Origin of the sequence: Thiomicrospira sp. S5, assembly GCF_003991075.1 — a bacterium.
GTDB lineage: Bacteria > Pseudomonadota > Gammaproteobacteria > Thiomicrospirales > Thiomicrospiraceae > Hydrogenovibrio > Hydrogenovibrio thermophilus.
Genome location: NZ_CP014470.1, coordinates 1416668 through 1442074 on the forward strand (window position 1 = coordinate 1416668; position 25407 = coordinate 1442074).

At 50.2% G+C, this 25407-nt stretch carries 29 protein-coding genes; 19 read left to right on the forward strand and 10 right to left on the reverse strand.

Annotated features, from left to right (window positions below; all coding sequences use genetic code 11):
• The first annotated feature begins 159 nt into the window (after window positions 1-159).
• Window positions 160-792 (forward strand): CBS domain-containing protein, encoded by a 633-nt coding sequence (locus AYJ59_RS06405; protein WP_127119617.1) that lies wholly within the window; start codon window positions 160-162, stop codon window positions 790-792.
• Here AYJ59_RS06405 and AYJ59_RS06410 read toward each other — a convergent pair.
• From AYJ59_RS06410 to AYJ59_RS06420, 3 genes are all read right to left on the reverse strand, one after another.
• Entirely contained in the window at window positions 789-1718 is a 930-nt protein-coding gene (locus tag AYJ59_RS06410; protein WP_029938277.1) for an exopolyphosphatase, read from the reverse strand. The genes AYJ59_RS06405 and AYJ59_RS06410 overlap by 4 nt on opposite strands.
• 80 nt (window positions 1719-1798) lie before the next feature.
• Window positions 1799-2170, reverse strand: coding sequence for a thioredoxin (gene trxA, locus AYJ59_RS06415; RefSeq protein WP_029938276.1), 372 nt, complete (start codon window positions 2168-2170; stop codon window positions 1799-1801).
• 32 nt (window positions 2171-2202) lie between these two features.
• On the reverse strand, window positions 2203-3597 hold the full coding sequence (locus tag AYJ59_RS06420) for a class II fumarate hydratase (protein WP_127119618.1): 1395 nt from the start codon (window positions 3595-3597) through the stop codon (window positions 2203-2205).
• 119 nt (window positions 3598-3716) lie between these two features.
• On the opposite strand from AYJ59_RS06420, the gene AYJ59_RS06425 reads away from it, so the two are divergent.
• A complete protein-coding gene (locus tag AYJ59_RS06425) occupies window positions 3717-5666 on the forward strand; it encodes a hybrid sensor histidine kinase/response regulator (protein WP_127119619.1) in 1950 nt (649 codons plus the stop codon).
• Between the two features lie 97 nt (window positions 5667-5763).
• Entirely contained in the window at window positions 5764-6462 is a 699-nt protein-coding gene (locus AYJ59_RS06430; protein ID WP_029938273.1) for a response regulator, read from the forward strand.
• Between the two features lie 76 nt (window positions 6463-6538).
• On the opposite strand, the gene AYJ59_RS06435 is transcribed toward AYJ59_RS06430, so the two are convergent.
• Complete coding sequence (locus tag AYJ59_RS06435; protein WP_127119620.1) at window positions 6539-6919, reverse strand: DUF6858 family protein; 381 nt, start codon at window positions 6917-6919, stop codon at window positions 6539-6541.
• A gap of 29 nt (window positions 6920-6948) precedes the next feature.
• A complete protein-coding gene (locus tag AYJ59_RS06440) occupies window positions 6949-8073 on the reverse strand; it encodes an NAD(P)/FAD-dependent oxidoreductase (protein ID WP_127119621.1) in 1125 nt (374 codons plus the stop codon).
• A gap of 329 nt (window positions 8074-8402) precedes the next feature.
• Here AYJ59_RS06440 and AYJ59_RS06445 point away from each other — a divergent pair, with 329 nt between their 5' ends.
• The 5 genes from AYJ59_RS06445 to AYJ59_RS06465 all read left to right on the forward strand — a co-directional run bounded on the left by AYJ59_RS06445 (window position 8403) and on the right by AYJ59_RS06465 (window position 11550).
• Window positions 8403-8672 (forward strand): hypothetical protein, encoded by a 270-nt coding sequence (locus AYJ59_RS06445; protein WP_029938270.1) that lies wholly within the window; start codon window positions 8403-8405, stop codon window positions 8670-8672.
• Between the two features lie 138 nt (window positions 8673-8810).
• On the forward strand, window positions 8811-9131 hold the full coding sequence (locus AYJ59_RS06450; protein WP_237260276.1) for a hypothetical protein: 321 nt from the start codon (window positions 8811-8813) through the stop codon (window positions 9129-9131).
• Between the two features lie 71 nt (window positions 9132-9202).
• Window positions 9203-9565, forward strand: a complete 363-nt coding sequence (locus AYJ59_RS06455) for a hypothetical protein (protein ID WP_127119622.1) — start codon at window positions 9203-9205, stop codon at window positions 9563-9565.
• Between the two features lie 22 nt (window positions 9566-9587).
• Window positions 9588-10871, forward strand: coding sequence for a GGDEF domain-containing protein (locus AYJ59_RS06460; RefSeq protein WP_127119623.1), 1284 nt, complete (start codon window positions 9588-9590; stop codon window positions 10869-10871).
• A 232-nt stretch (window positions 10872-11103) separates the two neighbouring features.
• Window positions 11104-11550, forward strand: a complete 447-nt coding sequence (locus tag AYJ59_RS06465) for an FKBP-type peptidyl-prolyl cis-trans isomerase (RefSeq protein ID WP_127119624.1) — start codon at window positions 11104-11106, stop codon at window positions 11548-11550.
• A gap of 12 nt (window positions 11551-11562) precedes the next feature.
• Here AYJ59_RS06465 and AYJ59_RS06470 read toward each other — a convergent pair whose 3' ends face one another.
• On the reverse strand, window positions 11563-11823 hold the full coding sequence (locus AYJ59_RS06470; RefSeq protein ID WP_127119625.1) for a PP0621 family protein: 261 nt from the start codon (window positions 11821-11823) through the stop codon (window positions 11563-11565).
• Between the two features lie 128 nt (window positions 11824-11951).
• On the opposite strand from AYJ59_RS06470, the gene sucC reads away from it, so the two are divergent.
• From sucC to AYJ59_RS06485, 3 genes are read left to right on the forward strand one after another with little or no spacing between them, the layout of a single operon-like run.
• Entirely contained in the window at window positions 11952-13124 is a 1173-nt protein-coding gene (gene sucC, locus AYJ59_RS06475; RefSeq protein WP_029938264.1) for an ADP-forming succinate--CoA ligase subunit beta, read from the forward strand.
• Window positions 13121-14002 (forward strand): succinate--CoA ligase subunit alpha, encoded by an 882-nt coding sequence (sucD, locus tag AYJ59_RS06480; protein ID WP_029938263.1) that lies wholly within the window; start codon window positions 13121-13123, stop codon window positions 14000-14002. Before sucC ends, sucD begins: the two co-directional genes overlap by 4 nt.
• A gap of 19 nt (window positions 14003-14021) precedes the next feature.
• Window positions 14022-15653: an NAD+ synthase gene (locus tag AYJ59_RS06485; protein WP_127119626.1), complete on the forward strand. Its 1632-nt coding sequence runs from the start codon at window positions 14022-14024 to the stop codon at window positions 15651-15653.
• A 94-nt stretch (window positions 15654-15747) separates the two neighbouring features.
• Here AYJ59_RS06485 and AYJ59_RS06490 read toward each other — a convergent pair whose 3' ends face one another.
• A complete protein-coding gene (locus AYJ59_RS06490) occupies window positions 15748-16545 on the reverse strand; it encodes an outer membrane protein assembly factor BamD (protein ID WP_237260277.1) in 798 nt (265 codons plus the stop codon).
• Window positions 16546-16618: 73 nt separating this feature from the next.
• Here AYJ59_RS06490 and rluD point away from each other — a divergent pair, with 73 nt between their 5' ends.
• Both rluD and pgeF read left to right on the forward strand, forming a co-directional pair.
• The gene (rluD, locus tag AYJ59_RS06495; protein ID WP_029938260.1) at window positions 16619-17674 is read left to right on the forward strand and encodes a 23S rRNA pseudouridine(1911/1915/1917) synthase RluD; all 1056 of its coding nucleotides are present in this window, start codon (window positions 16619-16621) and stop codon (window positions 17672-17674) included.
• Window positions 17652-18416, forward strand: a complete 765-nt coding sequence (gene pgeF / locus AYJ59_RS06500; RefSeq protein WP_029938259.1) for a peptidoglycan editing factor PgeF — start codon at window positions 17652-17654, stop codon at window positions 18414-18416. The genes rluD and pgeF overlap by 23 nt, the downstream gene beginning before the upstream one ends.
• Window positions 18417-18492: 76 nt before the next feature.
• Here the strand turns inward: pgeF and AYJ59_RS06505 are convergent, their stop codons facing one another.
• On the reverse strand, window positions 18493-20478 hold the full coding sequence (locus AYJ59_RS06505) for a monovalent cation:proton antiporter-2 (CPA2) family protein (RefSeq protein ID WP_127119627.1): 1986 nt from the start codon (window positions 20476-20478) through the stop codon (window positions 18493-18495).
• 10 nt (window positions 20479-20488) lie between these two features.
• Window positions 20489-21337: a carboxylating nicotinate-nucleotide diphosphorylase gene (gene nadC / locus AYJ59_RS06510; protein ID WP_127119628.1), complete on the reverse strand. Its 849-nt coding sequence runs from the start codon at window positions 21335-21337 to the stop codon at window positions 20489-20491.
• Between the two features lie 93 nt (window positions 21338-21430).
• On the opposite strand from nadC, the gene ampD reads away from it, so the two are divergent.
• Window positions 21431-21994: a 1,6-anhydro-N-acetylmuramyl-L-alanine amidase AmpD gene (gene ampD, locus AYJ59_RS06515; RefSeq protein WP_127119629.1), complete on the forward strand. Its 564-nt coding sequence runs from the start codon at window positions 21431-21433 to the stop codon at window positions 21992-21994.
• Window positions 21995-22003: 9 nt separating this feature from the next.
• On the opposite strand, the gene AYJ59_RS06520 is transcribed toward ampD, so the two are convergent.
• Window positions 22004-22231 (reverse strand): uracil-DNA glycosylase, encoded by a 228-nt coding sequence (locus AYJ59_RS06520; protein WP_127119630.1) that lies wholly within the window; start codon window positions 22229-22231, stop codon window positions 22004-22006.
• 202 nt (window positions 22232-22433) lie between these two features.
• Here AYJ59_RS06520 and fldA point away from each other — a divergent pair, with 202 nt between their 5' ends.
• From fldA to rplI, 5 genes are all read left to right on the forward strand, one after another.
• Window positions 22434-22949: a flavodoxin FldA gene (gene fldA / locus AYJ59_RS06525; protein WP_029938254.1), complete on the forward strand. Its 516-nt coding sequence runs from the start codon at window positions 22434-22436 to the stop codon at window positions 22947-22949.
• A gap of 278 nt (window positions 22950-23227) precedes the next feature.
• Window positions 23228-23569 carry a 30S ribosomal protein S6 gene (gene rpsF / locus AYJ59_RS06530; protein WP_029938253.1) on the forward strand — a complete coding sequence of 114 codons (342 nt, stop codon included), beginning with the start codon at window positions 23228-23230 and terminating at the stop codon, window positions 23567-23569.
• Between the two features lie 2 nt (window positions 23570-23571).
• Window positions 23572-23799 (forward strand): 30S ribosomal protein S18, encoded by a 228-nt coding sequence (gene rpsR, locus AYJ59_RS06535; RefSeq protein ID WP_029938252.1) that lies wholly within the window; start codon window positions 23572-23574, stop codon window positions 23797-23799.
• Between the two features lie 37 nt (window positions 23800-23836).
• Window positions 23837-24724: a hypothetical protein gene (locus AYJ59_RS06540; protein ID WP_029938251.1), complete on the forward strand. Its 888-nt coding sequence runs from the start codon at window positions 23837-23839 to the stop codon at window positions 24722-24724.
• 34 nt (window positions 24725-24758) lie between these two features.
• A complete protein-coding gene (rplI, locus tag AYJ59_RS06545; RefSeq protein ID WP_029938250.1) occupies window positions 24759-25211 on the forward strand; it encodes a 50S ribosomal protein L9 in 453 nt (150 codons plus the stop codon).
• Window positions 25212-25407: the final 196 nt, after the last annotated feature.

Sequence of the window (25407 nt, forward strand, 5' to 3'; positions counted from 1 at the left end):
AGTATAGTCAATTTGTGACGGCTTGAAAACTGCTTTACAATCGAAACGTCTGTTTTGGCATTCGGCTTGTTTTGAATCGTTTGGGTAAGATTTGTTTAATCCTTTTAAAAACAAGGTCGATAACTACTGTATTAAAGTCTTTTAAAAGGAAATCCGGCTATGTTTATCGTCTATACACCCGAAGGACGCAACCGCATTCAACCCGGAGAATTAGCGCCGCAGTTGAAAGTGGCGCAGACCAAACGTGTCAATCCGGTCGGCCAATCGGAAATGGATCAGATGCACTTCGAAGAGGCGATGGCTCAGGTGCATGAAAAGACCCAACCGGCGGTCAAGGAATACCAGTCGATTCAAAGCAAGCACGAACGAAAACTGGTGGTGAAGGTCTATGAAATCATGACGCAACCGGTGATTACGATTGGTGAAGAGACTTCTTTGGGGCAGGCCTGGCAAAAAATGGTCGAGTCGCACGTGCACCATTTGCCGGTGGTGGATGAGGTCGGCGAATTGGTCGGGCTGGTCTCCAGTCATGATATTTTGATGCGTGCCGTGGTGGGCGATAACGGCCAGTTGGATATTGGCGGCGAGGGACTGGTGACGGAAGTCATGACCGAGCAGGTGGTGACCACCAAGGCCGAGACGGATATTCGACGCGTGGCACAAGTGATGAGCGAATACAATCTAGGGTGTATTGTCATTATGTCCGACGCCGAGTCGATTCGCGGGATTGTCACACTGTCGGATATTGTGCGGCGGTTGTCGGAATCCCCGCCGCTGGAAATTTATGTTTAACCGTCCTGGTTGATGGCGCTGATCAATTCATCCAATACGATTCCGGCCTGATCGCTGTCGACCTGACAGGTGCCGGCTGCCCGGTGACCGCCGCCATTGTATTTCAGACATAATTCTCCCACATTGGTTTTGGAACTGCGGTCCAGAATCGATTTGCCGATGGCGAATACCGTATTTTGTTTTTGAAATCCCCAAAGTATGTGAATCGAAATATTACACTGTGGATAGAGAGCGTAAATCATAAAACGGTTGGTGGGATGAATAATGTCTTCATTGCGTAAATCCAAGACCACCAAGTTGTCATGAACGGTTGAACAACGCTGGATCTGTTCCTTGGCTTGCGATTCGTGCTCAAAGTAGAGGTCAACGCGCTCTTTGACATCCGGCAAATTCAGAATTTCCTCAATGGTATGGTCACGACAGTAATCAATCAATTCCATCATCAACTGATAGTTGGAAATGCGGAAATCTCGGAAACGGCCCAGCCCGGTACGGGCATCCATTAAATAGTTCAAAAGCGGCCAGCCGGTCGGGTTGAGAACTTCTTCGCGGCTGAATTGCGCGGCATCGCTTTTGTCGACGGCCTCCATAATGTCGTCGGAGACACGCGGAAAGGCCTTTTTACCGCCATAATAATCGTACACTACGCGTGCCGCGGAAGGCGCACTGGCGTCGATGATATGGTTGTCGGTCTGGGCGTTGCGGACGCTTTCACTTAAATGATGGTCAAACGCTAGATGACAGCCTTTGACATAGGGAAGGTTGGTGGTGATGTCGTTCTCGGTGATTTCAATCTTACCATCCTGCATGTCCTTGGGATGGACGAACAAAATATCATCAATCAAATCGAGTTCTTTGAGTAGGACGGCACACACCAAACCGTCGAAATCACTGCGTGTAACCAAACGAAATGTCTTATCCGCCATGAAGGCCTCCTTGTCTTATAAGGTGTTTGGGTTGTTCAGAACATTTCGTTTAATTTAGCACAAATTGCGCGGATGGAAATTTAAGAATTTTCCTGCTGGGCTTTTTCCAAATCCTGACGGACTTTTTCCATGTCCAAATCGCACAATTGTTGGATGCCTTCTTCTAGGTTGCTTTCCGGAATCATGCCCGGGTTGGAGAAAACGACGATTTTTTCACGCATGAACACCAGCGTTGGAATGGAACGCACTTGGAACATCCCGGCCAGTTCCTGTTGTTCTTCAACGTTGACCTTGGCAAAAACGATGTCAGGGTGTTTTTCGGATACGGCTTCGAAAATCGGTGAAAACTGCTTACACGGGCCACACCATTCTGCCCAGAAGTCCAGAATGACGATGTCATTGTTTTCGATAGTGGATTCAAAGTCTTCGATTTTCAGGTTGGTTACAGCCATTCTAGTCTCCTTGAGCTGGTTGATTGAACGGATTAAGCATCCGGATTGGGATTGCCGCCTTGCGTGAGCAGGGCGGGGTTCAGGTACTTGCGCAGAGTCTCTTCGTCGAGCTCCGTCATGGATTTGGCCACGTCCAAAACAGGTTGTCCTGTTTCGTAGGCTTTTTTCGCGATGGCGGCCCCGGTCTCGTAACCGACAACGCGGTTCAAAGCGGTGACCAGAATCGGATTGACTTCCAAGGCTTCTTGAATGTTTTGCGGGTTGACGGTAAAGCCGGCAATGGCTTTTTCCGCCAGGACGTTACCGGCATTGGCGGCAATTTCAATGCTTTCCAGCAGGTTGCGAGCAATCATCGGCAACATGACGTTCAGTTGGAAATTGCCGGCTTGTCCGCCCACGGTGATGGCGGTGTGGTTGCCCATGATTTGCGCCGCGACCATGCAAACCGCCTCCGGAATAACCGGGTTGACCTTGCCGGGCATGATGGAGCTGCCCGGTTGCAGGGCCGGCAGTTGAATTTCGCCCAGGCCTGCCAAGGGGCCGGAGTTCATCCAGCGCAGATCATTGGCGATTTTCATCAGGCTGGTGGCCAGCACGTTCAGTTGTCCGCTGAGTTCCACGGCGGTGTCTTGCGAGCTGAGGCCGACGAACAGATTTTCCATCGGTTCGAAATGCACGGCGGTGATGGTGGACAGGTTGGCGCTCACCAAGCGACTGAATTCCGGGTCGGCGTTAATGCCGGTGCCGACGGCCGTGCCGCCTTGCGGTAAACGGTGTAAGCGGCTTTGAGTGTGCTTCAAACGTTCGATGTTGTCCAAAATCAGGTGGCGCCAGGCGGAAACTTCCTGGTCGAATCGAATCGGCGTGGCATCCATCAAGTGGGTGCGTCCGGTTTTGACGACACCGGCCAATTCCTGTTCTTTGGCTTCCAGCGCCTGAACCAATTCTTCCAGGCCTGGCAATAATTGCTCTTCGAGGGCAATGGCGGCCGCGACGTGAATGCTGGTCGGGATGACGTCGTTGGAACTTTGGCTCATGTTGACGTCGTCGTTCGGGTGAATGTCGACGCCGGTCAATTGCTTGGCCAGGGTGGCAATCACTTCATTCATGTTCATGTTGGTGCTGGTGCCGGAACCGGTCTGGAACACATCGATCGGGAAGTGTTCCAGATGTTTGCCTTGAATGATTTCTTTGGCCGCCGCTTGGATGGCGCTGGCTTTTTCGTCTGAAATCAAGCCCAGTTCGAGGTTGCTTTCCGAGCAGGCGAACTTGACGTAAGCCAGGGCTTGAATGAAGCTGGCGGGCATCGGTTGGCCGCTGATCGGGAAGTTGTCGATGGCTCTTTGGGTTTGGGCGCCGTAAAGGGCGGATTCGGGAACTTCCAAGGTTCCCATACTGTCTTTTTCAATGCGATAGTTTTGTGTCATAGGAAGCGTCTTTGGCCTATTTTCGGGGGCTGGGGCGCTTTGGCGCCCTTTGCTGGTATCTGGTTAAATTTGTTGCTATTCTATCGTATTCATCTCAAAAATTATAGAAAGTGTCGTGAATGGATTTGGATAAAAATTTTCTGGGCGAAATGCTGCTCAATAAAACCCTTTGGTGGTGTCTGACCCAGGAAGGAGACGGGGTTCAATTTAAAGCCTCGCCCGCCTTGCAGGAAATGGTCGGGGCGGAGATTCTCGATTATGCCACGTTTCTATCTTACCTGATGCCGGAAAGTGCTCATTTGTTGGAGTATAAGTCCCGTGAGTTTATGGCGCGGCCGGAAGTGGATGAGCGTTTTTTGGTCGGCTTTAAAGTGGGTGAAAAAATCACCTGGTTGATTAATAAACTTCATTTGGCAAACCAAGGGCCGGGTGACTGCCGCGTACTGTATTCGACCTGTGTCGAAGTCTCGGAAATGTATGCGCTGGAAGAGCAGTTGATTGAATCCCACAGTCGCCTGATGATTGAGCAGCTTCGCGCCAAAGAAGAGATGGCGAAAAAAGAAGCCCAGATTTTGCAGCAGCAATACGACGACCAAACCCAGTTTTTGGCGATGCTCAGCCATGAGTTGCGCTCGCCGCTGATGGGCATGAACAGCTTGGTGTCGGTGGTCAAGAAAAAGCAACTTGCCAATGAAGACGCCTCCGACGACTTGAAAACCATGCGTTTGACCATCGAGCAGCTCAATTTTCTCATCAATGATATTTTGACGTTCGCCCAGACCGAATTCGGCTCGATTCAATTGAAGCCGACGGTTTTCGAGCTGGACCAACTCGGGGAGTACGTCAGTCACTTGACCAAGTCCATCGCGTCGGAGAAAGGCATTTTCGTTTCGTTCGCCATCAGCAGTCGTAACAACTGTTTTTACGGGGATTTGGTGCGGGTGTCTCAGATTCTGGTGAACCTGATTGTTAATGCCATCAAGTTCACCGACATCGGCGGGGTGTTTGTCGAAATTCGCGAACTGGACAATGAGTTGGAAATTCAGGTATCCGATTCCGGTGTGGGGATGGATGAGAAGGACCTGAAAAATATTTTCAAACCGTTTAAACAGTTGGATTCCGATTCCGGGCCGCGTTATGTCGGCTCCGGGTTGGGGTTGGCGATTGTGAAGACGCTGGTGGATTTGATGGGTGGTCGGACGTATGTCGAGTCCACCAAAGGGGTTGGCAGCTTGTTTACCGTGAACTTGCCGATGGAAGTCAAATCCTGCCCGACGACGGAATTGGCAAGAGGCGATGAATGTGACACCTGTTCCGAGCTGGCGCTGAGCGACAATTTTCAGTGTGATTTCGATGTGTTGATTGCCGATGATTCCAAAATCAATCAAAAAGTGCTGGAAACCTTTTTGGAGCAGCTGGGCTGCCGGGTCGACCAAGCCCATGACGGCAACCAGGCCTGGGCGAAATTCCAACAAAAGCCTTATGACTTCGTGTTTCTGGATATCCAGATGCCGGGCATGAGCGGGGCGGAAGTGTGTCAGAAGATTCGTGAACTGCCGGCCGAGGCGAAAACTGGTTTGCAGGGGGTTTTTGCGTTGACCGCGGCCCATACCGTCAACGAAGTCGAACAAATGGGAATTGAAATCGACCAAAGCATGTTTGACGAATGGGTGGAAAAACCCATTTCACAGGATAAGATCATCCATTTGTTGCACTGCAAGGAGCATCCGGCGGCCGAGCCGGAGCCGAAAGAAATGGCTTCGACAAATGGGTTGCAGGAGACGGAGTCTTTGGCTTCGCAAATACCGGAGCATTTGCAGCATTTGGTACCGCAGTTACTGGAAAACACACATCAGGAAATCGCCGAGGTCCGTAAACTGTTATATGAAGTGGATGAGGCGGCGATTCGCAAGGTATTGCATCGGATGAAAGGGAATCTGATGCTGTTTAATGTGGGCGAACTGCTCGAAGCGGTGCGAGAGATGGAACGGATGGCCTCCTATCAAAACCGTGAAGATGTTGAAGCACGGCTGGTTCAATTGGAAAATCAATTACGGCAATTGGGGTAATTTTTCAATGAAATTTTTTTGAAACGGTCTATAATGACCCCAAATAAAGAACTTTTACTACGAACTTTTACTCCCAAAACTACAGAAGGATTTTCGCATGGCAAAAGCAAAACCTAAAGTTCTCTTGGCAGAAGATCACGATTTGGTACGTGCCGGGTTCAAATCCATCCTGGATTCTGATGGTACGGTCAAAGTGGTGGCCGAAGCCCAAGATGGTGAAACCGCACTTGCTTTGATTGACGAAAAACAGCCGGACATTCTGATTATCGACCTGTCGATGCCGAAACTGAGCGGTATGGCGGTGATTACGCATCTGAAAAAGAAGAAATACGATATCAAGGTCATCGTTCTGACGGCGGCGGAAGCGCCGAATGTCTGGAAAGAAGTGTTGGATTTGGGCGTGGAAGGGATTGCTTTGAAATCGGTGTCCAAGGAGGAACTGATTGGCGGCATTAAAGATGTCGTGGCCGGTGAAACCTTTGTCCATTCCGATATTCAACCAGGCCTGGAAGAATACAAAGCCGAATTGGCGGCTCAGCAAACCGATGAAGGCGAGTTGGACGACAAGCCGAAGCGCCCGAAAAAATTGTCGGTGCGAGAGAAGCAGGTGATTAAGTTGGTGGCTGAAGGTTACAAAACCAAAGACATCGCGGAAATGTTGGAAATCAGTGACCGTACCGTGTCCAAACACCGCGAGAACATCATGACGAAACTCGGAATGACGGCTTCGGCGGAACTGGTGAACTATGCCAGTCACATTGGTTTGCTGAAAGTCGGATTGAACGAAATCCACTGATTGCAGTTAAAGCATTCGACATAAAAAAGGGGCTAATAAAAGCCCCTTTTTTTGTTGTGATGAATGGTAGGCAGCGTTAAATCGCTTCCACCCATTCGGTCATCCATTCCTGAGCTTGTGGGTTCGGCGCTTCCATGAAACTCACCACGAAATTCTCACCCATGTCGGTCACCCCGATGGAGCGAGGGCGAACCGCCATGGCCTGAGGCACCGGCAATTTCATCCCAAAGCAAAAAATGATGTGCTTGGCTTCCAAAATATCCGGCGCCACTTCACCGTTGATGTTTTTAGTGTGGGCGGCATGGTCGAAACGAGCGATGTACACCGCTTTTTCATTGCCGTTAATACAATCTTCCAAATAATTCAAAATGGCATCGACACTTTGATATTGGGTGTCGGACTTGGCAATGGTTTTCGAGAAAACCGGGTATTTGTCATGAAAAAGCGATTGTTCCATGTGGGTTCCTAATGTGTCATGTTGAAAAATTACTTGTACTGTCTGAGGTACAAGTGTTCGAAAAAGCGTTTCGCCAAGTGCATCAATCGACACGGTGGCAGCATCAAGGTGCCTTTTTCGGTTCGTTTGATGAGAACGCCGTGGGATAAGGTGTCGATAATGCACAACAGTTCGTGCTTAAAGGTTTTGAAGTTCGTTTGGCCTTGCAGTTCCGCCACCAGGTTGTGGGCCGCCGCTTCGGCTTGTAAATCGGCCATGTGCGCTTGTTTGGCTTGCCAGTCCGGGCCAGGGTAGCTGCCGGAGTCTCCGGCGACATAGGTTTTTTCCAGACCGTCTACCTGACAGAACTCATTGGCTTTAATCAAACCACCTTCGGATTTGGCAATCTCGGAATTCTGCGACCAAGCCGGTCCGGTCATGCCTGGCATGAACAAAATCAAATCCGCTTCGAATTCGTCGCCTTCGGTGATGACTTTATTGGGTTCGAAGGCTTTCATTTTGTGGCCGAGGCGGGTTTGAATGCCTTTTTTGGCCATCATCTTCATGACGGCATCCGGTACCTTGTCACCCAAGCGTTTGCCAGGCTTCGGTGCCGGGTTGAAGAAAATCAGCTCAAATTGGTCTCGGCGGCCTTGCTTGCGTAGCAAGGTGTCGATGCCGAACAGGAATTCGAACATTGGGCCGCCGCGCATCGCGGACGGTTCTTTCGGATTGCCGCCGAAACCAATGGCGATAGTGCCGCCGGACATATTATCCAAACGTTCTTTGATTTTCTCGGCCGCTGGAATGCCTTCGCAGGGGGTGATGGCGTGTTCGATGCCCGGCAGTTTTTTAATAAAGCGCCCGCCGGAGGCAATGATCAGACCGTCGTTTTCAAAATCGCCTTGGTCGGTGTGTACGGTGCGACCATTGTTGGAAACGTCGGTGACGCTGGCCTGAATATATTCCACCGTTTGGCGATTGAAGTAGTTGGTCAGGTTGATGCGCAGGTCGTCGCCTTTTCGAAGGTTGGACGGAATCCAGATTAAACTTGGAAGATAAACCAATTCTTTGGACGGTGCGATCACCGTGATTCGTGCGTCTGGAGCCAGCTTGCGTGTTTTCTTGATGGCGGTAAGGGCGGCAAATCCTGTGCCGAGAATGGTAATGTTCATCTTGGTTTAATCCTTTTGTTTAAGGTTAGACAAAAATGTTATAGAAAAAATCTATATGGGTAAAATAAAATTTTATCTACTGTTGTGATAAAAAATAATTATGTTTCCGAGTGTTGCAGATTTCAGAATGCGAAATGCGTGACGTTATGAGTTTTGAAGTTTTAAGATTTCATTAAAGTACACTTATTTAACCTAGTCAACCTTATGGGTATTGACGTATACTTGAATCCACCTTACGGAATAGCGGCAATAGCCGGCTGGAATGGAACGCTCAGGCGATAATTAAAAAAATATAACAAATCCATTAACGTTTAAACGGAGAGTGTTTTATGAAGCAGTTAGTGAAATTATTTGGATTGGCCGTTTTGTTGGGCGCCAGCATGAGTGCACAAGCGGGGCTGTGGGGCAATGTCAAGGAAGACGCCGCCAAGGCTTGGGATGGCACGAAAGAAAACGCCTCCAAAGTGGCCGATGACGGTGAGGAAGCCTATGATGAAGGTAAGGATACTTCGCTTAAGGAAATCAAGGAAGAAATCAAAGAGCAGGGCGCCATGCCGGTCAAGCCGAAAGAGGATGAAGCCGGTATTCCGGTGGACTGATATCCATTGAGACATTGTGTTTTGATTTGGAAAGCCGACAATTGTCGGCTTTCTTGTTTTTTGGGCGGGCAAAACGTGTAAAATAACCCTCAATTCAAGATAAGACGTTTGCCAAAACGGCGCGTGATGGAAGAGTCGATGAAAGCTATGAAACCTTATTTGAAATTGCTGTTGATTTTGCCGGTTTTGTTTGCGGTGACGGCCTGTGAAAAGGTCTCGAACACGGCGAAGAATATCCAGTCCGATTGGATTGGGTTGGATCGGAAAATCGAGATTTACAGTTGTTACACCGGTAAGGTGTTGAAGACCTATAAAGGCAGTGTGCGCCTGAACCCGGACGATAAAATCGGCGGTGCCACCTCGTTTTTGGTTGACGGTAAGAAACTGCACACCAATATGTGTTATGTGGTGACCGAAATCGGTATTAAAGAAGAGCCATCGGTCGAGTCAACGCCTTAAACGCTTGCCATGTTTTTATCTTTTTCAAACCCGGTCGGTTAAGCTTAACGGACCCTTTTAGAATCCCTGCTATGAGAAACATCTACGTGTTCAAACAATCTCCTTTCAAACTCTTTTTATTGTCAGGCCTGGCGATTTTGTTGGTGGGCTGTTCCGGTGTTCAAACCAAAGAAATCGGCGATGATACTTATCAGCTGGTGAATTTTTACAGTGAACCGCCACGCGATTTCGATAGTTTTACCATTGAAAGTGAAGCGGACGAACTCTGCCCGCTGGGCTATTTGGTGTTGACCAAAAATGCCGGCAAAGCGGCCGAATTCGGATATAACGATTTCAGTTGTGCCGCCGGGCAAAACTGTGATTACGTGCTTGAATGGCGTATTCATTGCGAAGAAAGAGCCAAGCCGGATTTCTCCATTTTCGGTAAAACCTAATCGGCGGTTTGAGGCGCGTTAAATGGGGCCATTGAAACACATCATTTGGTTACTGGGATTAACGGTGTTCGCCATTTGGCAAATGCCGAACATCCCGAATTGGCCGCTGGCGCTGCAAAAGTTATTGCCTTGGTTACCGTATCTGATTGCCGGGCTGGGGATTTTCGTCAGTGTTTTTCTGAACCGCCTGCAACCGATTCTGATTCTTGCCAGTCTGGTATTGTTCAATGCCGGCATGCAGTACTTCGTGCCGCAAGCCGACGTCAGTTTGTCCGCCATTACGCTTTATCCGGTGCTGGCCTTGTTGCTGCCGCTGAACCTGTTGTTCTGGTTGCTGTTTCCGGAAAGAGGGGTTCAGGATAAGCTTTATGTTCTGTTTCAATTGGTGTTGTTGGCGGCACAAGCCTATTTCGTCTATTGGGTGATGGTGAATCTACCGCTGGAATACTGGCGCTGGATTGCCTCGCCGAGCGGTTACGATTCGGTGCGATTACCGTTTGTGGCGATGTTGACGATGGTGGCGGTCTGGTTCCTGATGATGTTCCGCAATGCGCTTCTCAGTCATGCCAAGGTGTTGGACCAGACGGTGGTCTTTGTGTTGATTTTAATGGCGTTCGGCTTGAATGCTTTTTATCAGTATGGCGCTTTGGCCTGGACCAGCGCGTTTGCTGCGGTGATGATTCTGTTGTCGCTGATTTTCGATGCCCATCACATCGCTTACACCGATCAATTGACCGGATTGAAAGGGCGTCGCGCCCTATTGGAGTCTTTCCTGGGGCTGGGACGGAAGTACAGCATCGCCATGATGGACATCGACCACTTCAAATCCTTTAACGATACGTACGGCCATGACGTCGGTGACCTGGTGTTACGAACCGTCGCACAGGAACTGGACATGATTGCGACCGGTCAGGTGTACCGTTATGGCGGTGAAGAATTTACCGTGGTGTTTAAAGGGAAGACGCCTGAGCAAGTGATGCCGGCGTTGGAAACGGTGCGCAAGGCGATTGAGTCGCGAGTGTTGAATGTGCCGCTGAATGGTCAAGAGGTGGAAACGCATGTCACCGTCAGTTTCGGCTTGGCCGCACGCGATGCCCAGCACAAGAAGCCGCACGAGGTCATGAAATACGCCGACGATGCTTTGTATCAGGCGAAAGAAGCGGGGCGAAACCGTATCGTCATTGCCGGAGAGCCGCTTAAAGCGACCAAGCCTAAAACGAAATCGAACACAAGAACCAATACAAAATCTAAAACCGCCAGGCCTGGCCAAAAGCGCCAAACCGCCGGTCGTAAACGTAAGGCGTGACGGTCACGACGTGTGAACCGCTTTGAAGAGAGCTTTGCACGAGATGGATTCACGGCTAAAAATGGCTAAAATTTTCCTGAATGTCGTTGAAAAACTCGTTAATAGCCAGCTATTAACTTCGTTTTCCGCCTAATTCAGAAAAGTTTTATCTCATTTTTTTCTCGCGTCCCACTCGTGCAAAGCTCTCTTGAAGTTGCTTTAAACAAACAAGATGAACGAGAAGACGAAAAATATGAGTCAAGATACTGTTAAAACCGTACAAGAAAACAGCGATATTGAAATTTCCTTCAAGCTTTCCCTTTTGGATGGCACGGTGGTGGACCAAACCGAAGACGGGGAAGTCTTTGCTTTTCAAATCGGCGACGGCCAGCTGTTAAACCGGTTGGATGAGTTGTTGATTGGGCTTGAGGTCGGAACGACCGGCAAATTCACCCTCATGCCGGAACAGGCTTTCGGTCTGCCGGATCCGGAAAACTTCAAGACCATGTCACGTAGCGACTTTCCCGACACGATGGTGTTGGAGGAAGGCTATGTCATTGGCTTCGACACCCCGTCGGGGGATGAAATTCCGGGCACCATTTATGAAGTCCAAGGAGACGACGTGGTGGTGGATTTTAATCACCCGTTGACCGGTCAGGTCGTTGTGTTTGAAGCGAAGATCGAAAACATTCTGTCCTGATTTCGTTTCAGCTTAATTTTCTTTATGTGCCTGTTGTTGGTGGATGTCCGAACAAAAGCAGCGTTCGCCGGCTTCGGAAACTTCGCAAATCGCTTCGTGTTTTGGCAGGTGTAATCCGCAGGTCGCGCAGGCCACCATTTCTTCCGGTTCGGGTTTGTTTTTAAGGGTTTCAGCCTCTGCTGAAGCGGCGCGCAATTCTCGCACACGTTTTAACGTAAAGCGGATTGCCAGGTAAACGACTAGGATAAATACGAAAAAAAGCAGGGCTCTCATAGGAATTCAGTGATTTCAGCGGTTGTTTTAATGCATTTATTGTCTAAAAAACATAAAATAATTGCAATTTAATTTACCGCCGAACATCGTATCAAGGTTGGTGCGGCAAATCCGTTAAAAGGCAATTCATGAACTTACACGAGTATCAAGCAAAATCACTGTTTCAGCAGTATGGTATCCCGACGCCGAGCGGCGTTATGATTGATGATTTGAATCAGTTACCCGACGCCTTGGCACAAATCGATTCCGATGGCTGGGTTGTTAAAGCACAAATCCATGCCGGTGCGCGCGGCAAGGCAGGCGGGGTCAAGTTGGTGAAAACCGCCGATGAGGCGAAAGAGGCGGCCAGTAGTTTGTTGGGCGGGTCTTTGGCGACGATTCAAACCGCGGGTAAAGCGTTACCGATTAATGCGCTGTTGATTGAGCAAACGCTGGACATTCAGCTGGAGTTTTACCTGAGTTTGCTGGTGGATCGTGTCACCAGAACCCACACTTTTGTGATTTCCGAAGCCGGTGGCATGGACATCGAACTGGTGGCGGAAGCGTCGCCGGAAAAAATCTTGTCGGTGCATGTCGATGGCGCCGTGGGCTTGATGCCGTATCAATGCCGTGAAATCGGTTTTGCATTGGGCTTGACCGGCACGGCTTTCAAACAAATGACGGCCATTATGCAAGGCCTGTATCAGATGGCGCTGGACAAAGACGTTTCCCTGCTGGAAATCAACCCACTGGTGTTGACGACCGAAAATGAGTTGGTGGCGTTGGATGCCAAATTGAACATCGATTCCAATGCGTTGTACCGTCAGCCAGGCCTGGTGGAAATGCGTGATGCCACCCAGGAAGATGAGCGTGAAGCCAAAGCGGCGGACCATCAGTTGAATTACATCGCGTTGGACGGCAATATCGGCTGTATGGTCAATGGCGCCGGTTTGGCGATGGCGACCATGGATTTAATCAAACTGAACGGTGGGGAACCGGCCAACTTTTTGGATGTCGGCGGCGGTGCCACGCCGGAGCGTGTGGCAGAAGCCTTTAAATTGATTCTGTCGTCTTCCGAAGTGAAATCGATTCTGGTCAATATCTTCGGCGGAATTGTGCGCTGTGACCTGATTGCCGACGGGATTATCCAAGCGGTTCAGGAAGTGGGCTTACAGATTCCGGTAGTGGTGCGTTTAGAAGGAACCAATGTGACGTTAGGGAAAGAAAAACTCGCCAGCAGTGGCTTGAGTATCATTACGGCGGACGGCTTGGCTGATGCGGCCCAAAAAGCGGTGAAAGCGGCGATGGAGGGGCAGGCATGAGCATTTTAATCAATCATCAGACCAAAGTGATTTGTCAGGGCTTCACCGGCAAACAAGGGACTTTCCACTCCGAGCAAGCCATGGCGTATGGCACGCAAATGGTCGGCGGTGTCACGCCGGGCAAAGGTGGTAGCGAACACTTGGGGTTGCCGGTGTTCAATACCGTAAAAGAAGCCGTGGCCGAAACCGGCGCGGATGCTTCGATGATTTATGTGCCGCCGGCCTTTGCCGCCGATTCGATTATCGAAGCCATCGATGCGGGCATTAAGGTGATTACCTGTATTACCGAAGGCATTCCGGTCAACGATATGTTGAAAGTTCGCGCCGTATTGGATAAATCCGATGCATACCTGATTGGGCCGAATTGCCCAGGCCTGATTACGCCGGGCGATGATAAGCAAGGTTGTAAAATCGGTATTATGCCGGGACACATTCATTTGCCCGGCAAAATCGGCATTGTCTCGCGTTCCGGCACCCTGACCTATGAAGCGGTTCACCAAACCACACAAAACGGTTTGGGGCAGTCGACGTGTGTCGGCATCGGCGGCGACCCGATTCAAGGCATGAATTTCATTGATTGTTTGGCGTTGTTTGAACAAGATCCGCAAACGGAAGGGATTATTCTGGTCGGCGAAATCGGCGGTCAAGCCGAAGAAGACGCCGCGCAGTACATTCAGGAAAACGTCTCCAAACCGGTGGTGGCGTACATTGCTGGTGTCACGGCACCGGCCGGTAAGCGTATGGGCCATGCCGGCGCGATTGTCAGCGGCGGCAAGGGGACGGCGGAAGCCAAATTTGAAGCCCTGGAAGCGGCGGGCGTCACCGTAGTACGTTCCCCGGCGGAGCTGGGCGACGCCATGTTCAAGCTCATCGGATAAAGTCTAACGGAATCGAACTATGTCAGAACAACTCACGGTCGTCATGGCGCAAATCAATCCGGTGGTCGGGGATATCGACGGTAACGTCGATCTGATCATCGATTCGGCCCGACGGGCGAAAAGCGAGCAGCAAGCCGATATCGTGGTGTTTCCGGAGATGACATTGACCGGTTATCCGCCGGAAGATCTGTTGTTTCGCGAAGCCTTATACGAGCAGGTTAAAAAAGTCTTATCGAGTATTTGCGAACAGGTTCAAGACGTGGTGCTGGTGTTGGGTTATCCGATGATGGACGAGCTGGGTGAACGCTTCAATATGGCGGCCTGGATCGAAAACGGTCAGATTCAAGCCAGTTACATCAAGCAGAACCTTCCGAATTACAGTGTGTTTGACGAGAAGCGTTATTTTGCCGCCAGTGAGCAGCCGTGTGTGGTCGAATACAAAGGCGTGCGTTTCGGTTTGTTGATTTGTGAAGACATTTGGAAACCGTCACCGGCCAGCCAGTCGGTGAAAGCCGGGGCCGACATTCTGTTGAGTCTGAATGCCTCGCCGTTTTCGCAGGAAAAACATCAGGATCGCATTCAGGTGGTCAATCGTCGTGTCAGCGAAGTGAAGCGGCCGGTGATTTATGTTAACCAGGTCGGTGGCCAGGATGAACTGGTGTTTGACGGCGGTTCGTTTGCGACCTGCGCCGAAGGGGATGTTCAGGTACAAGGCGGCGAATTCGGTTCGGAGTTGATTCCGGTTCAGGTATTGAAACAAGCCGATTCGGTGGTGATTCTACCGGGGGAAAAACAGCCGTTGTATCAGGACGAAGCGCGTATTTATCAGGCCCTCGTGACCGGTGTGAAGGACTACGTTGAAAAAAACGGTTTCGGTGGTGTGGTGCTGGGGCTGTCCGGCGGGATCGACTCGGCCTTGACGCTGGCTTTGGCAGTGGATGCTCTGGGCGCGGATAAAGTCGAAGCGGTGATGATGCCGTTCCGCTACACGGCGGATATCAGCATCGAAGACGCCGAAAAAGAGGCCAATACCCTCGGCGTAAAATACCATTCCATTCCGATTGAATCGGTGTATGCGGCGAGTGAGTCCGCTCTGGCAGATCGTTTTCAAGGTTATGAAGAAGACGTGACCGAAGAGAATATGCAGGCGCGCATTCGAGGGATGTTATTGATGTCGATTTCCAATAAGACCCATAAACTGGTGTTGGCGACGAGTAATAAATCCGAAGTGGCCGTGGGCTATTCCACCTTGTATGGCGACATGGTCGGTGGCTTCTCGCCGTTGAAAGACGTGCCGAAAACCTGGGTGTATCGTTTGGCGACTTACCGTAATCGTGATGGCGAAGTCATCCCGGAACGCGTCATTACGCGTGCGCCATCGGCCGAACTGCGACCGGATCAGAAGGATCAGGATTCGTTACCGGATTACGAGGTGTTGGATAATGTGATTCAGGCGTTTGTGGAAGAAGACAAAAGCCCCGCCCAGATTGTTGAAGCGTTTGGTTATGACGAGGCGGAAGTCCGGCGTGTGGTGGGAATGATTACCCGCAACGAATACAAGCGCCGTCAGGCCGCACCGGGAGTGAAAATTTCACCACGCGCCTTTGGTCGAGACCGACGTTATCCGATTACCAGCCGTTACAGCGAGTGAAGCCGATGTTTTGAGCCGTACCGCTCTAAATAAAAAACCGCCAGGCCTGGCGGTTTTTTTATATCTGCTTTTTTTATTAACCGTCTTCGATCAATCAGTTTTCGTCTTCTTTTTCCTGAGCTTCAATACGCGCTAGGTTGAGGTCGATGACAGCTTGTGCATCTTCGGCATTTTGTGTCATGCCCAGTTTTTGATAGGCATCGCGCATTAACTGCAATGCGTAAATATTGACCATGGAACGCGGGTAAGCTTCGACAATGAACTTGGCGCGGTTGGCCGACGCCAGATAGGCTTTACGTTTGAAATAGTATTCGGCTACCTGGTATTCGTGACGCGCCATACGGTTGCGCAATACAATCAAGCGTTCACGTGCTTTGGCCGAATATTTTGAAGTCGGAAAGCGGCTCAAGAGCTCTAAATAGGCGTTGTAGGCTTCCTGGGTGGAGTCCATGTCCCGCGAGGCCGGATCGGTCAACCAGCTGTCGAACCAGCTTTTGTTGATGGAGTCCGCCGATAAGGCCCGCAGGTAATAAGCATAAGGCAAAGCGCTGTGTTTCGGGTAAAGGCGGATGAACTCTTCCAGTTCACGCTGGGCCGATTCGGGCTCGTCATAGCGGTAATAAGAGTAAGCCAGCTCCAGGTAGGATTGTTCGGCGTATTTGCCGTAAGGGTAATAGGCCTTGAGTTTCTCGTAATACTCGATGGCGGATTCCCATTGTTCGCTGTTGTAGGCGTCTTTTGCGTGTTCGTAAAAATCTTTGACCGTCCACTCGGACTCGTCCTTTTCGACCAGTGAGCAGGCTTGGAGCGCGAGGGCCAATAAAACAATCAGGGATAACAGCGAGTGCTTCATATTTTGGTAAAATAGCGTTTCGTATAAAAAATTAATCATACCATATGTGCCGACGTGAGTATAAGAAATGGATACTTAAAATCCGTCGGCCATCAGGTTATTAGGAGCGGTTTTGAGCAGTCAACAATTGGAAGCGCGCATTCCGGCCGACAAGTTGGGGCAACGCCTCGATGCGGTTTTGGCCGAGTTGTTTTCGGATTATTCACGCAGTCGCATTCAGGACTGGATCAAGGCGGGGAAGGTCGCACTGGACGGTCAGCTCCAAAGCAAGCCCAATATGAAGGTGCTGGGCGGCGAAAAGGTTGTTCTTCAGGCGGAAATCGAAGAAGAAATCGAGTATCAGGCGCAAGACATTCCACTGGACATAGTCTATGAGGATGCGGACATTCTGGTCATCAACAAACCGGCCGGTTTGGTCGTGCATCCGGGGGCCGGGAACCCGGACGGAACCTTGCTGAATGCGTTGCTGTACCACGACGAGCGTTTGCGTGAAGTACCCCGCGCGGGGATTGTGCACCGCTTGGACAAAGAAACCACCGGTTTGATGGTGGTGGCGAAAACGGTGCCGGCACAGACCCATTTGGTCGAACAGTTGCAGCGTCATGCGGTGGAGCGTGTCTACGATGCCATTGTGGTCGGACGCATGATTTCCGGCGGCACTATTAATAAACCGATTGGGCGTCACCCGACCGACCGTAAGCGTATGGCGGTGATTGCCACCGGCGGTGGTAAACCGGCCGTATCGCATTATCGGGTTTTGGAGCGGTTCCGGGAGCATACGCATGTGCGGGTGCAACTTGAAACCGGTCGGACGCATCAGATTCGAGTGCATATGTCGTACCTTGGGTTCCCGCTGGTTGGCGACCCGGTCTATGGCGGGCGTTTACGGATTCCACAGCAGATGTTGCCGGAATTTGCCGACTTCTTGCGCGGTTTTAAACGTCAGGCGTTACATGCCGGTCAATTGAGTCTGACGCATCCTGTCAGCGGAAAAGTCATGAAATGGAAGGCACCGATGCCCGACGATATGTTGGCGCTGATTGATGTATTGCGTGACGATATGGATGATTTCCACGCCATGCAGGACGATTTGGGTTACGACGACTACGATTATGATGATGGCGTCGAAGTGGAGTGGGTCACCGATGCAGATATTCCTCAAGAATAATTTGCAGTTTGTCCGACCGCAATGGCCGGCACCTGAGAAGGTTCGGGCTTTTGTCACCACGCGGATTGGTGGGGACAGTCAATCGCCTTATGATGCATTCAATTTGGCAGGGCATGTCGGTGACAATCCGAACCAAGTGGCGGCCAATCGACAAGCGCTGGGAACGGCTTTAAATTTGCCGAACGAACCGCTTTGGCTGGCACAGGAACACACGGTGGATGCGATTCATTGGCAGGGTCAAACGTATCCTCGGCCGCCCGTGGCCGATGCCAGTTGGACAAATCAATCGGGGCAGGTGTGTTGTGTGATGACGGCAGACTGTTTGCCGGTGTTGGTCACTAATCGAAGCGGTTCAGTGGCGGCAGCGGTTCACGCCGGTTGGCGGGGGCTGTTGAACGGAGTGGTGGCGAATGCCATACAACAATTGCCCGATGATCCGAAAAATCTATTGGCTTGGGTTGGACCAGCCATCAGCCAGCGTTATTTTGAAGTCGGTGCCGATGTGTATGACGGGTTTCTCCAGCGAAACCGTGAACATGCGGCGTATTTTACGCACGCTTCCGAAGACGGTAAGTGGTATGCGGATTTACCAGGCCTGGCGGAATTCGAGTTACGGGCTTTAGGGGTGTCGGAAGTTGTGCAAAGCGGTTTGTGTAGCTATCACGATGAAAGTTTATTCTATTCTTACCGACGCGACGGCCAAACCGGTCGGATGGCGACTTTAATCTGGCTGGAAGATTGATTCAGTCGCTCAGCCGTGCCGTTTTAAAACCATTTGGTTGATTATTCGGTCATCTTGATTCTGATGACCGCTTTCGTTAAATCTTACCGGTATTCAAGTAGTGTTCGAATTTATCGATGTTTTCCGGTAAGCCTTGCACAATCAAAATGTCATTGACGCGGATTCGGGTCTTCAAATCCGGGTTGTCGCCACGCACCGAGCCACGGCGTACCGACTTGATGTAAAGATCCAATGTTTCCATCGGGAAGGCTTCCAGGCGTTTGCCGACGGCAAATGCGGATTCGTTGATGGTAATCGGTTGGATGATTTGCCCCATTTGCGCATGATCAAACGACACATGGTCGGATTCGCCCGGGTAAAGACCGTTCAGCAGATTGTAGCGACCGCGTCGGGCGGCACGGGTTTGTTTCAAAACCTGGCTAGGCGGGTGACCAATCATCAACAACAGGTGCGATGCCAGCATGATGCTGGACTCGAAGGTGTCCGGGATGACTTCGGTCGCACCGGCTTGGGTGAGCTCGTTGATGTGGCTGTCGTCAAGGGAACGGACCAAAACCGGCAGTTCCGGCGCCACATCCTGCAAGGTTTTCAATGTCTTGATGGCCGCGTGGTAGTCGTGGAACGTAATGATGGCGACCTTCGCCTTGCTGATATTGGTAGCGTGAATGATGCTGTGTTTGGCGGAATCACCGAAATAAACCGGTTCACCACTTTGTTGCGCTTCGTGAACCCGCTTGATGTCCATGTCCAATGCCACAAACGGTACATGCGCTTGTTCGAGGAATTTGGCGGTGATTTGTCCGACACGACCAAAACCGAGCAGAACCACGTGGTCGGAAAGGAATTTGGTGTCTTCTTTGATGACACTTTCCATTTCGGCAAAGTCGTTTTGATAACTTTTACGGCAAAAACGGTTGGCGATGCGACCGTTGTATTTGATGAGGAAAGGTGTGGCAACCATGCTGAAGACGGCGGATGTTAACAAGATTTGGCCGAGCTGGTGTGGCAGCAATTCGTAAGTGAGCGCCAGGGTGATTAAGACCAAACCGAATTCGCCGACTTGAGACAGGGAAACGGCCGTGCGCAGGCTGACGCCGTCCGGTTTTTGAAACAGGCGCATAATACCGAAAATGACAATGGTTTTGACCAGCATAATGCTAAGGGTAATGGCCATAATGGTTAAAAAGTGGGTTTGAATCAGCTCCGGTGAAATCATCATCCCGACGGTGATGAAAAATAACCCCAGCAAAATGTCCTGGAAGGGGCGGATGTCGGCTTCGATCTGATGACGGTATTCGGTTTCGCCGAGCATCATCCCGGCCAGGAAGGCGCCGAGTGTCATGGAAATTTCCATTTCTTCGGTAAAGGCGGCTGCGCTTAAGACGACGGTGAGGACGGTTAAGGTGAACAGCTCTTGGGATTTTGATGAGGCGACCTCATGGAACAAAGGTCGCAGGATATAGCGCCCGGCAAACAGCATGACCACAACCACGATGGCCCCTTTTAAAAAGGCCATGCCCAGTTCGGTCGGCAGCGATTGACCGGCGGCCGTGCCGAGTGCGGGAATCAAAATCAATAACGGAATGGCCATGATGTCCTGGAAAATCAGGATGCCGACGGTGGCGCGGCCATGCCGGGTTTGGATTTCGGACTGTTCCGTCAATTGTTTGATGACGATGGCGGTTGAGGACAAAGCGAAAGCACTGGCGATCACGACGCTGGTTTCCACGCCAAAGCCCAACAGATAAGAAACGCCGAAAACGACCAGGCCTGTCATGAGAACCTGTAACCCGCCGAAGCCGAATACCATCCGGCGCATGGACATCATTTGCGTCAGCGAGAACTCCAAACCGATTGAGAACAGCAGAAACACGATGCCGAATTCGGCGAGGAAACTGATGCTCTTTTCGCTTTGGATGAGGCCAAAACCGAAAGGCCCGACAATGACCCCGACCAGAATGTAGTTCAGGATGGCCGGCAAATGCAGTCGTCGGGAAATCGAAACCAGGCCGACAGTGATGATGAGCAGTAAGACGATATTTAAAAGGATGTGATCAAACATAGTGTCCGGGTTAACCTGTCTCTAAATTAAAGCGCATGGAGTAATCAATCGCTCGAATGTGTTTGGTGATCGCGCCTGTGGAGATAAAGTCAACGCCCGTTGTTGCCAACTCCGCCAAATGGGGCAGTTCGACATTGCCGGAGACTTCCAGCTTTGCCTGATGATTTACCATTCTAACCGCTTCATGCATGTCCGTCAGCGAAAAATTATCCAGCATAATAATGTCCGCGCCGGCTTCGAGTGCTTGCTTGACCTCGTTGAGGTTTTCGGTTTCCACTTCAACGGTTTTTCCGGGGTGATGCTGGCGCGCTTGCTGAACAGCGGCGTCAATGCCGCCTGCGGCCATGATGTGGTTTTCTTTCAGTAAAATAGCGTCGTACAGGCCGATGCGATGATTGGTGCCACCGCCGCAGTGAACCGCGTATTTTTGCGCTAAGCGTAAGCCCGGTAGAGTTTTACGGGTGTCCAGCAAGCGCGTTTGAGTGCCCTGGAGTTGTTCGACGTATTGACGGGTGATGGTGGCGGTGGCCGATAAGGTTTGCAGAAAATTCAAAGCACTGCGTTCACCGGATAAAATAGCCGCGGCCGGACCTGTGAGCTCACACACAAGCGTGCCGTTGGTGGCGGCTTGGCCTTCATTGCAATGCCAGTGGATTTTAATGCGTTCATCAACCTGTCGCATGACCTCGTCAAACCAGGGACGTCCGCAGACGATTGCGTCTTCTTTCGCAATGACGCTGGCTTTCGCCATTTGGTGTTCGGGTAGGAAGCTGGCGCTGAGGTCGCCGTCGCCGATGTCTTCGTTCAGCGCGTTTTCGACGTTGGTGTGCAAATCATTAAAATAGTTTATTTCTGACATAGGCCTGATGTTCGGTGTATTTAGTCTAAACGGTTCGATTCTTATCCATGTGAGTTCTCATGGCCGATTCTTTTGGATTATACTATCTGGCATATGAAAAGCCCATTAACACTTGACCCGAATAGCCATCTTTTTCAAGGCGCACGCTACATCCCAAGCCCGAATGCCGACGACCGTCCGGAAGAGTCCGATTTGCAATTGATTGTGATTCACGGTATTAGTTTGCCGCCCGGCCGTTTCGGGGGGAAGGGCGTGGAACAGTTATTTACCAATTCGCTGAATCCTGACGAAGATGAATACTATAAACAAATTCAATCACTTAAAGTGTCATCACATTTGTTTATCAACCGCGCAGGCGAGTTGTTTCAATTCGTGCCGCTCAACAAGCGGGCGTGGCATGCCGGGGTGTCGCAGTTTGAAGGTCGCACGGCGTGTAACGACTTTTCCGTCGGTATCGAGTTGGAAGGCACGGATGAAACGCCTTATACCGCATCGCAATATGAAACTTTGAAACAGGTAATTCAGGCAATGACGGAAACCTATCCGTCGCTTTCGTTGGATCGCATTCGCGGCCACAGTGATATTGCGCCAGGTCGCAAGACCGATCCGGGACCTTATTTTATGTGGGAATTTATCGAGTCGCTGAAATCGGGTTAGGGAACCGGATTATGCAATCCAACCGTTGCCTCCGGAATCGGATGGCGGCGGGCGGCGTTTGGGCCTGAATTTCATACAGGGCTGACCGGACGATTCGAAAACGACGACACTCGGCAACTGTTTGGTTTTGAAGCCAAAGGCTTTGCAACCGCGCGGTTGGTTGGCATCCCAGGTCACAAAGAAATGTTCGCATTGAAAGCAGTCGATGTGCGGGTTGTCGGAATTAGTTTTCTTCATTGTTGGCAATAAGTTTTTTTTGAAATGCGATAGTTAAAATTTATGCTATGATGCCCGACACGAAATAACTCGCGTGACGGGTGGTTTCCCCGGATGGTTTTTCGTATACTTAAATTCACATCGTCGGTCTTGTGAGGCGCGGGATTCAACGCCTAATCACGCATTTTACAAGAAATGGATAACTTTTAAAAAGGGTTTAAACATGAGTCAAGTCGGCCTATTCTATGGAACGGATACAGGAAACACCGAGCGTGTTGCGGATATGATTAAAGACAAGATCGGAAGTGATCTGGTGGATGTTCATGATGTTGCCACGGCCAGTCCGGAAGATTTTGCCAAATACGATAAGATCATTCTGGGGCAACCGACTTGGTATTACGGCGAGCTGCAAAGCAGTTGGGATGATTTCTGGGAAGACTTCAAAGCCATTGATTTCACCGGCAAAACCGTGGCGTGTTTTGGTTTGGGTGACCAGGCGGATTATGCGGAGTATTTTTTGGATGCGATGGGCATGATGCATGACATCGCCTTGGAAAACGGTGCGACGCCAGCCGGTTATTGGTCCACGGACGGTTATGAATTCGACGAATCCAAAGCCGTGACCGAAGACGGTGACTTCTTCGTCGGTTTGGCTATCGACGAAGATCAACAACCGGAAATGACGGCCGAACGCGTTGACCAGTGGGTTGATCAAGTCAAAGAAGAAATGGGGCTGTAAGCCATTTTTTTTGAGAGGAAACCCCGGTTTGAACGGGGTTTCCGAATTCGAGTTTTCCATCAAAACCACCAGGCCTGGTGGTTTTTTGCATTTAGCCTGCCATCAAACTTTCAAAAAGCCGTTGTTTTTTCACATAAGTGAATGATTTTCTGTTTGAAAACGGCAGGAAAGTGTTTATAATACTGCGCTTTCAGTTTGTTTAAATTCTGAATTTCCTTGCTTCACCGGTCCAAATCGGGCTTGGGAAGCTTAGTTTTAATCCATAAGGAGATCAATAAATGCGTCATTATGAAGTCGTATTTTTAGTGCACCCTGATCAAAGCGAACAGGTTCCTGCAATGATTGAACGTTACCGTGGTCTGATCGAAGAGAAAGGTGGAGCAGTTCACCGTCTTGAAGACTGGGGTCGTCGTCAACTGGCTTATCTAATCAACAAAGTCCACAAAGCACACTATGTTTTGATGAACATCGAATGCGACCAGGAAACACTGGACGAGTTGGATAATTTGTTCTACTACAACGACGCGGTTTTGCGCAACATGTTCATCAAGCGTAAAGAAGCTGTTACTGAGCCGTCCGTTATGGCTTCTCAGAAAGAAGATAAGCGTAGAGGAGAGTAATCATGGCTAGAGGTTTTGGAAGAAAAAAATTCTGTCGTTTCACGGTAGAGGGTGTTAAAGAGATCGATTACAAAGATCTGGATACCTTGAAAAGCTACATTACTGAAACAGGTAAAATCGTTCCGAGTCGTATCACTGGAACCAGTGCTAAATACCAGCGTCAGCTAGCTACGGCTATCAAGCGCGCTCGTTACTTGGCGCTATTGCCTTATACGGATCAGCATAAGTAATTCGTATTTGTATTAGGAAGCAAGCAAAGGACAGACAATGCTAGGTGTTGCCAACTATGTGATGAAAGGACCGATGCAGGCCTTTATCGCAATACTGTTGTTATCCGCACTGACTGTCTGGATCGCACCGCTGGGAATTCTGGTGGGCGCGATTATTTCACTGGTGACGCTCAGAATCGGTGAAATTGAAGGATTGAAAGTTTTAGCCGCTGCGGTGGCGACGACACTGGGGCTGACGCTGTTTATGTCCGGTTCGATTTGGCCGGGCGTGGTCGGTGTCATCGAGTATATGCTCCCGATTTGGCTGTTAAGCTGGGTCTTACGCAACACCAGTTCCATGGCGTTGAGTTTGAGCCTGAACATGTTGATTGTCGGAGCGGGTGTTATCGCCTTCCACCTGGCCGTCGGGGATACCGCGGCTTGGTGGCAGCAAGTGTTCAAGGAATTTGTGCAACCGGTTTTCGAGCAAACCGGAACACCGTTCCCACAAGCAATGTTTGAAGACCTGACTCAGGTCGCAACCATGTTGCTCGCCATGTTTGTGGTGGTACTGTGGTTCTCAATCGTGTTGTTGGGGCGTTGGTGGCAAAGTGCCTTGTATGTGCCGGGACAATTCCGCACCGATTTTTATGAAATTCGGTTGCCGAAAGGAATCGCCGCGCTGGCCGTCTTTGTGGCGCTGGTCGGGTTGTTTACCCAAAACGGTTTGATTCAGGATTTGTCCGGCGTATTGATGGCGGGGTTGATGTTCCAAGGCTTGGCCGTGGCGCATCACACTGTCAACAAGCGGCAGATGAGCTCAATGTGGTTGGGTGGCTTGTATGTGCTTTTGTTTCTGTTTCCGCAGGCAGTTTTAATTTTAGCAACCATCGGTTTGATAGACATTTGGGTGGATATCCGAAACCGATGGACAGAGACCGAGTAAGGTCTTAAAGAATTTAACTTTAGAGGTTTTAGCCATGAATGTTATTTTACTTGAAAAAGTACAGAACCTAGGATCCTTGGGTGATCAGGTTACTGTTAAATCAGGTTTTGCACGTAATTTCTTGATTCCGCAAGGAAAAGCCAAGCCAGCGACCAAAGAAAACATCGCTGAGTTTGAAGCGCGTCGTGCTGAGTTGGAAAAACAAGCGGCCGAAGCATTGGCAGCGGCTCAAGCGGTTTATGAACAAATGAACGGCGTGGTTGTCACGATCGAATCCGTTGCCGGTGACGAAGGGAAACTGTTCGGTTCCATCGGTACGGCGGACATTGCAGACGCTTTGTCAAATGCCGGTTTTGAAGTCGAGCGTAAAAACGTTCGCATGCCAGAAGGGGCAATCCGTTTCGTTGGTACATTTGAATTCGACGTTGAGTTGCACTCTGATGTCGTTGCATCCATCACGGTGGATGTGAAACCAACAGAGCAATAATAAATTGTCCTGAAATTTCTGACGTTTTGTCAGCTTGAAAGCGAGGTTTATCCTCGCTTTTTTTTGTGTTTTTTTCATGAAAACACGCTGCAAGCCGCACTGTTTGTCCGGCTTCGAATCCAATATGAAATTGAGTCCAAAATCGGGTAATTCCCCGTATAATAGTAACCTTCTTCCGACACGATAATGATGGAAT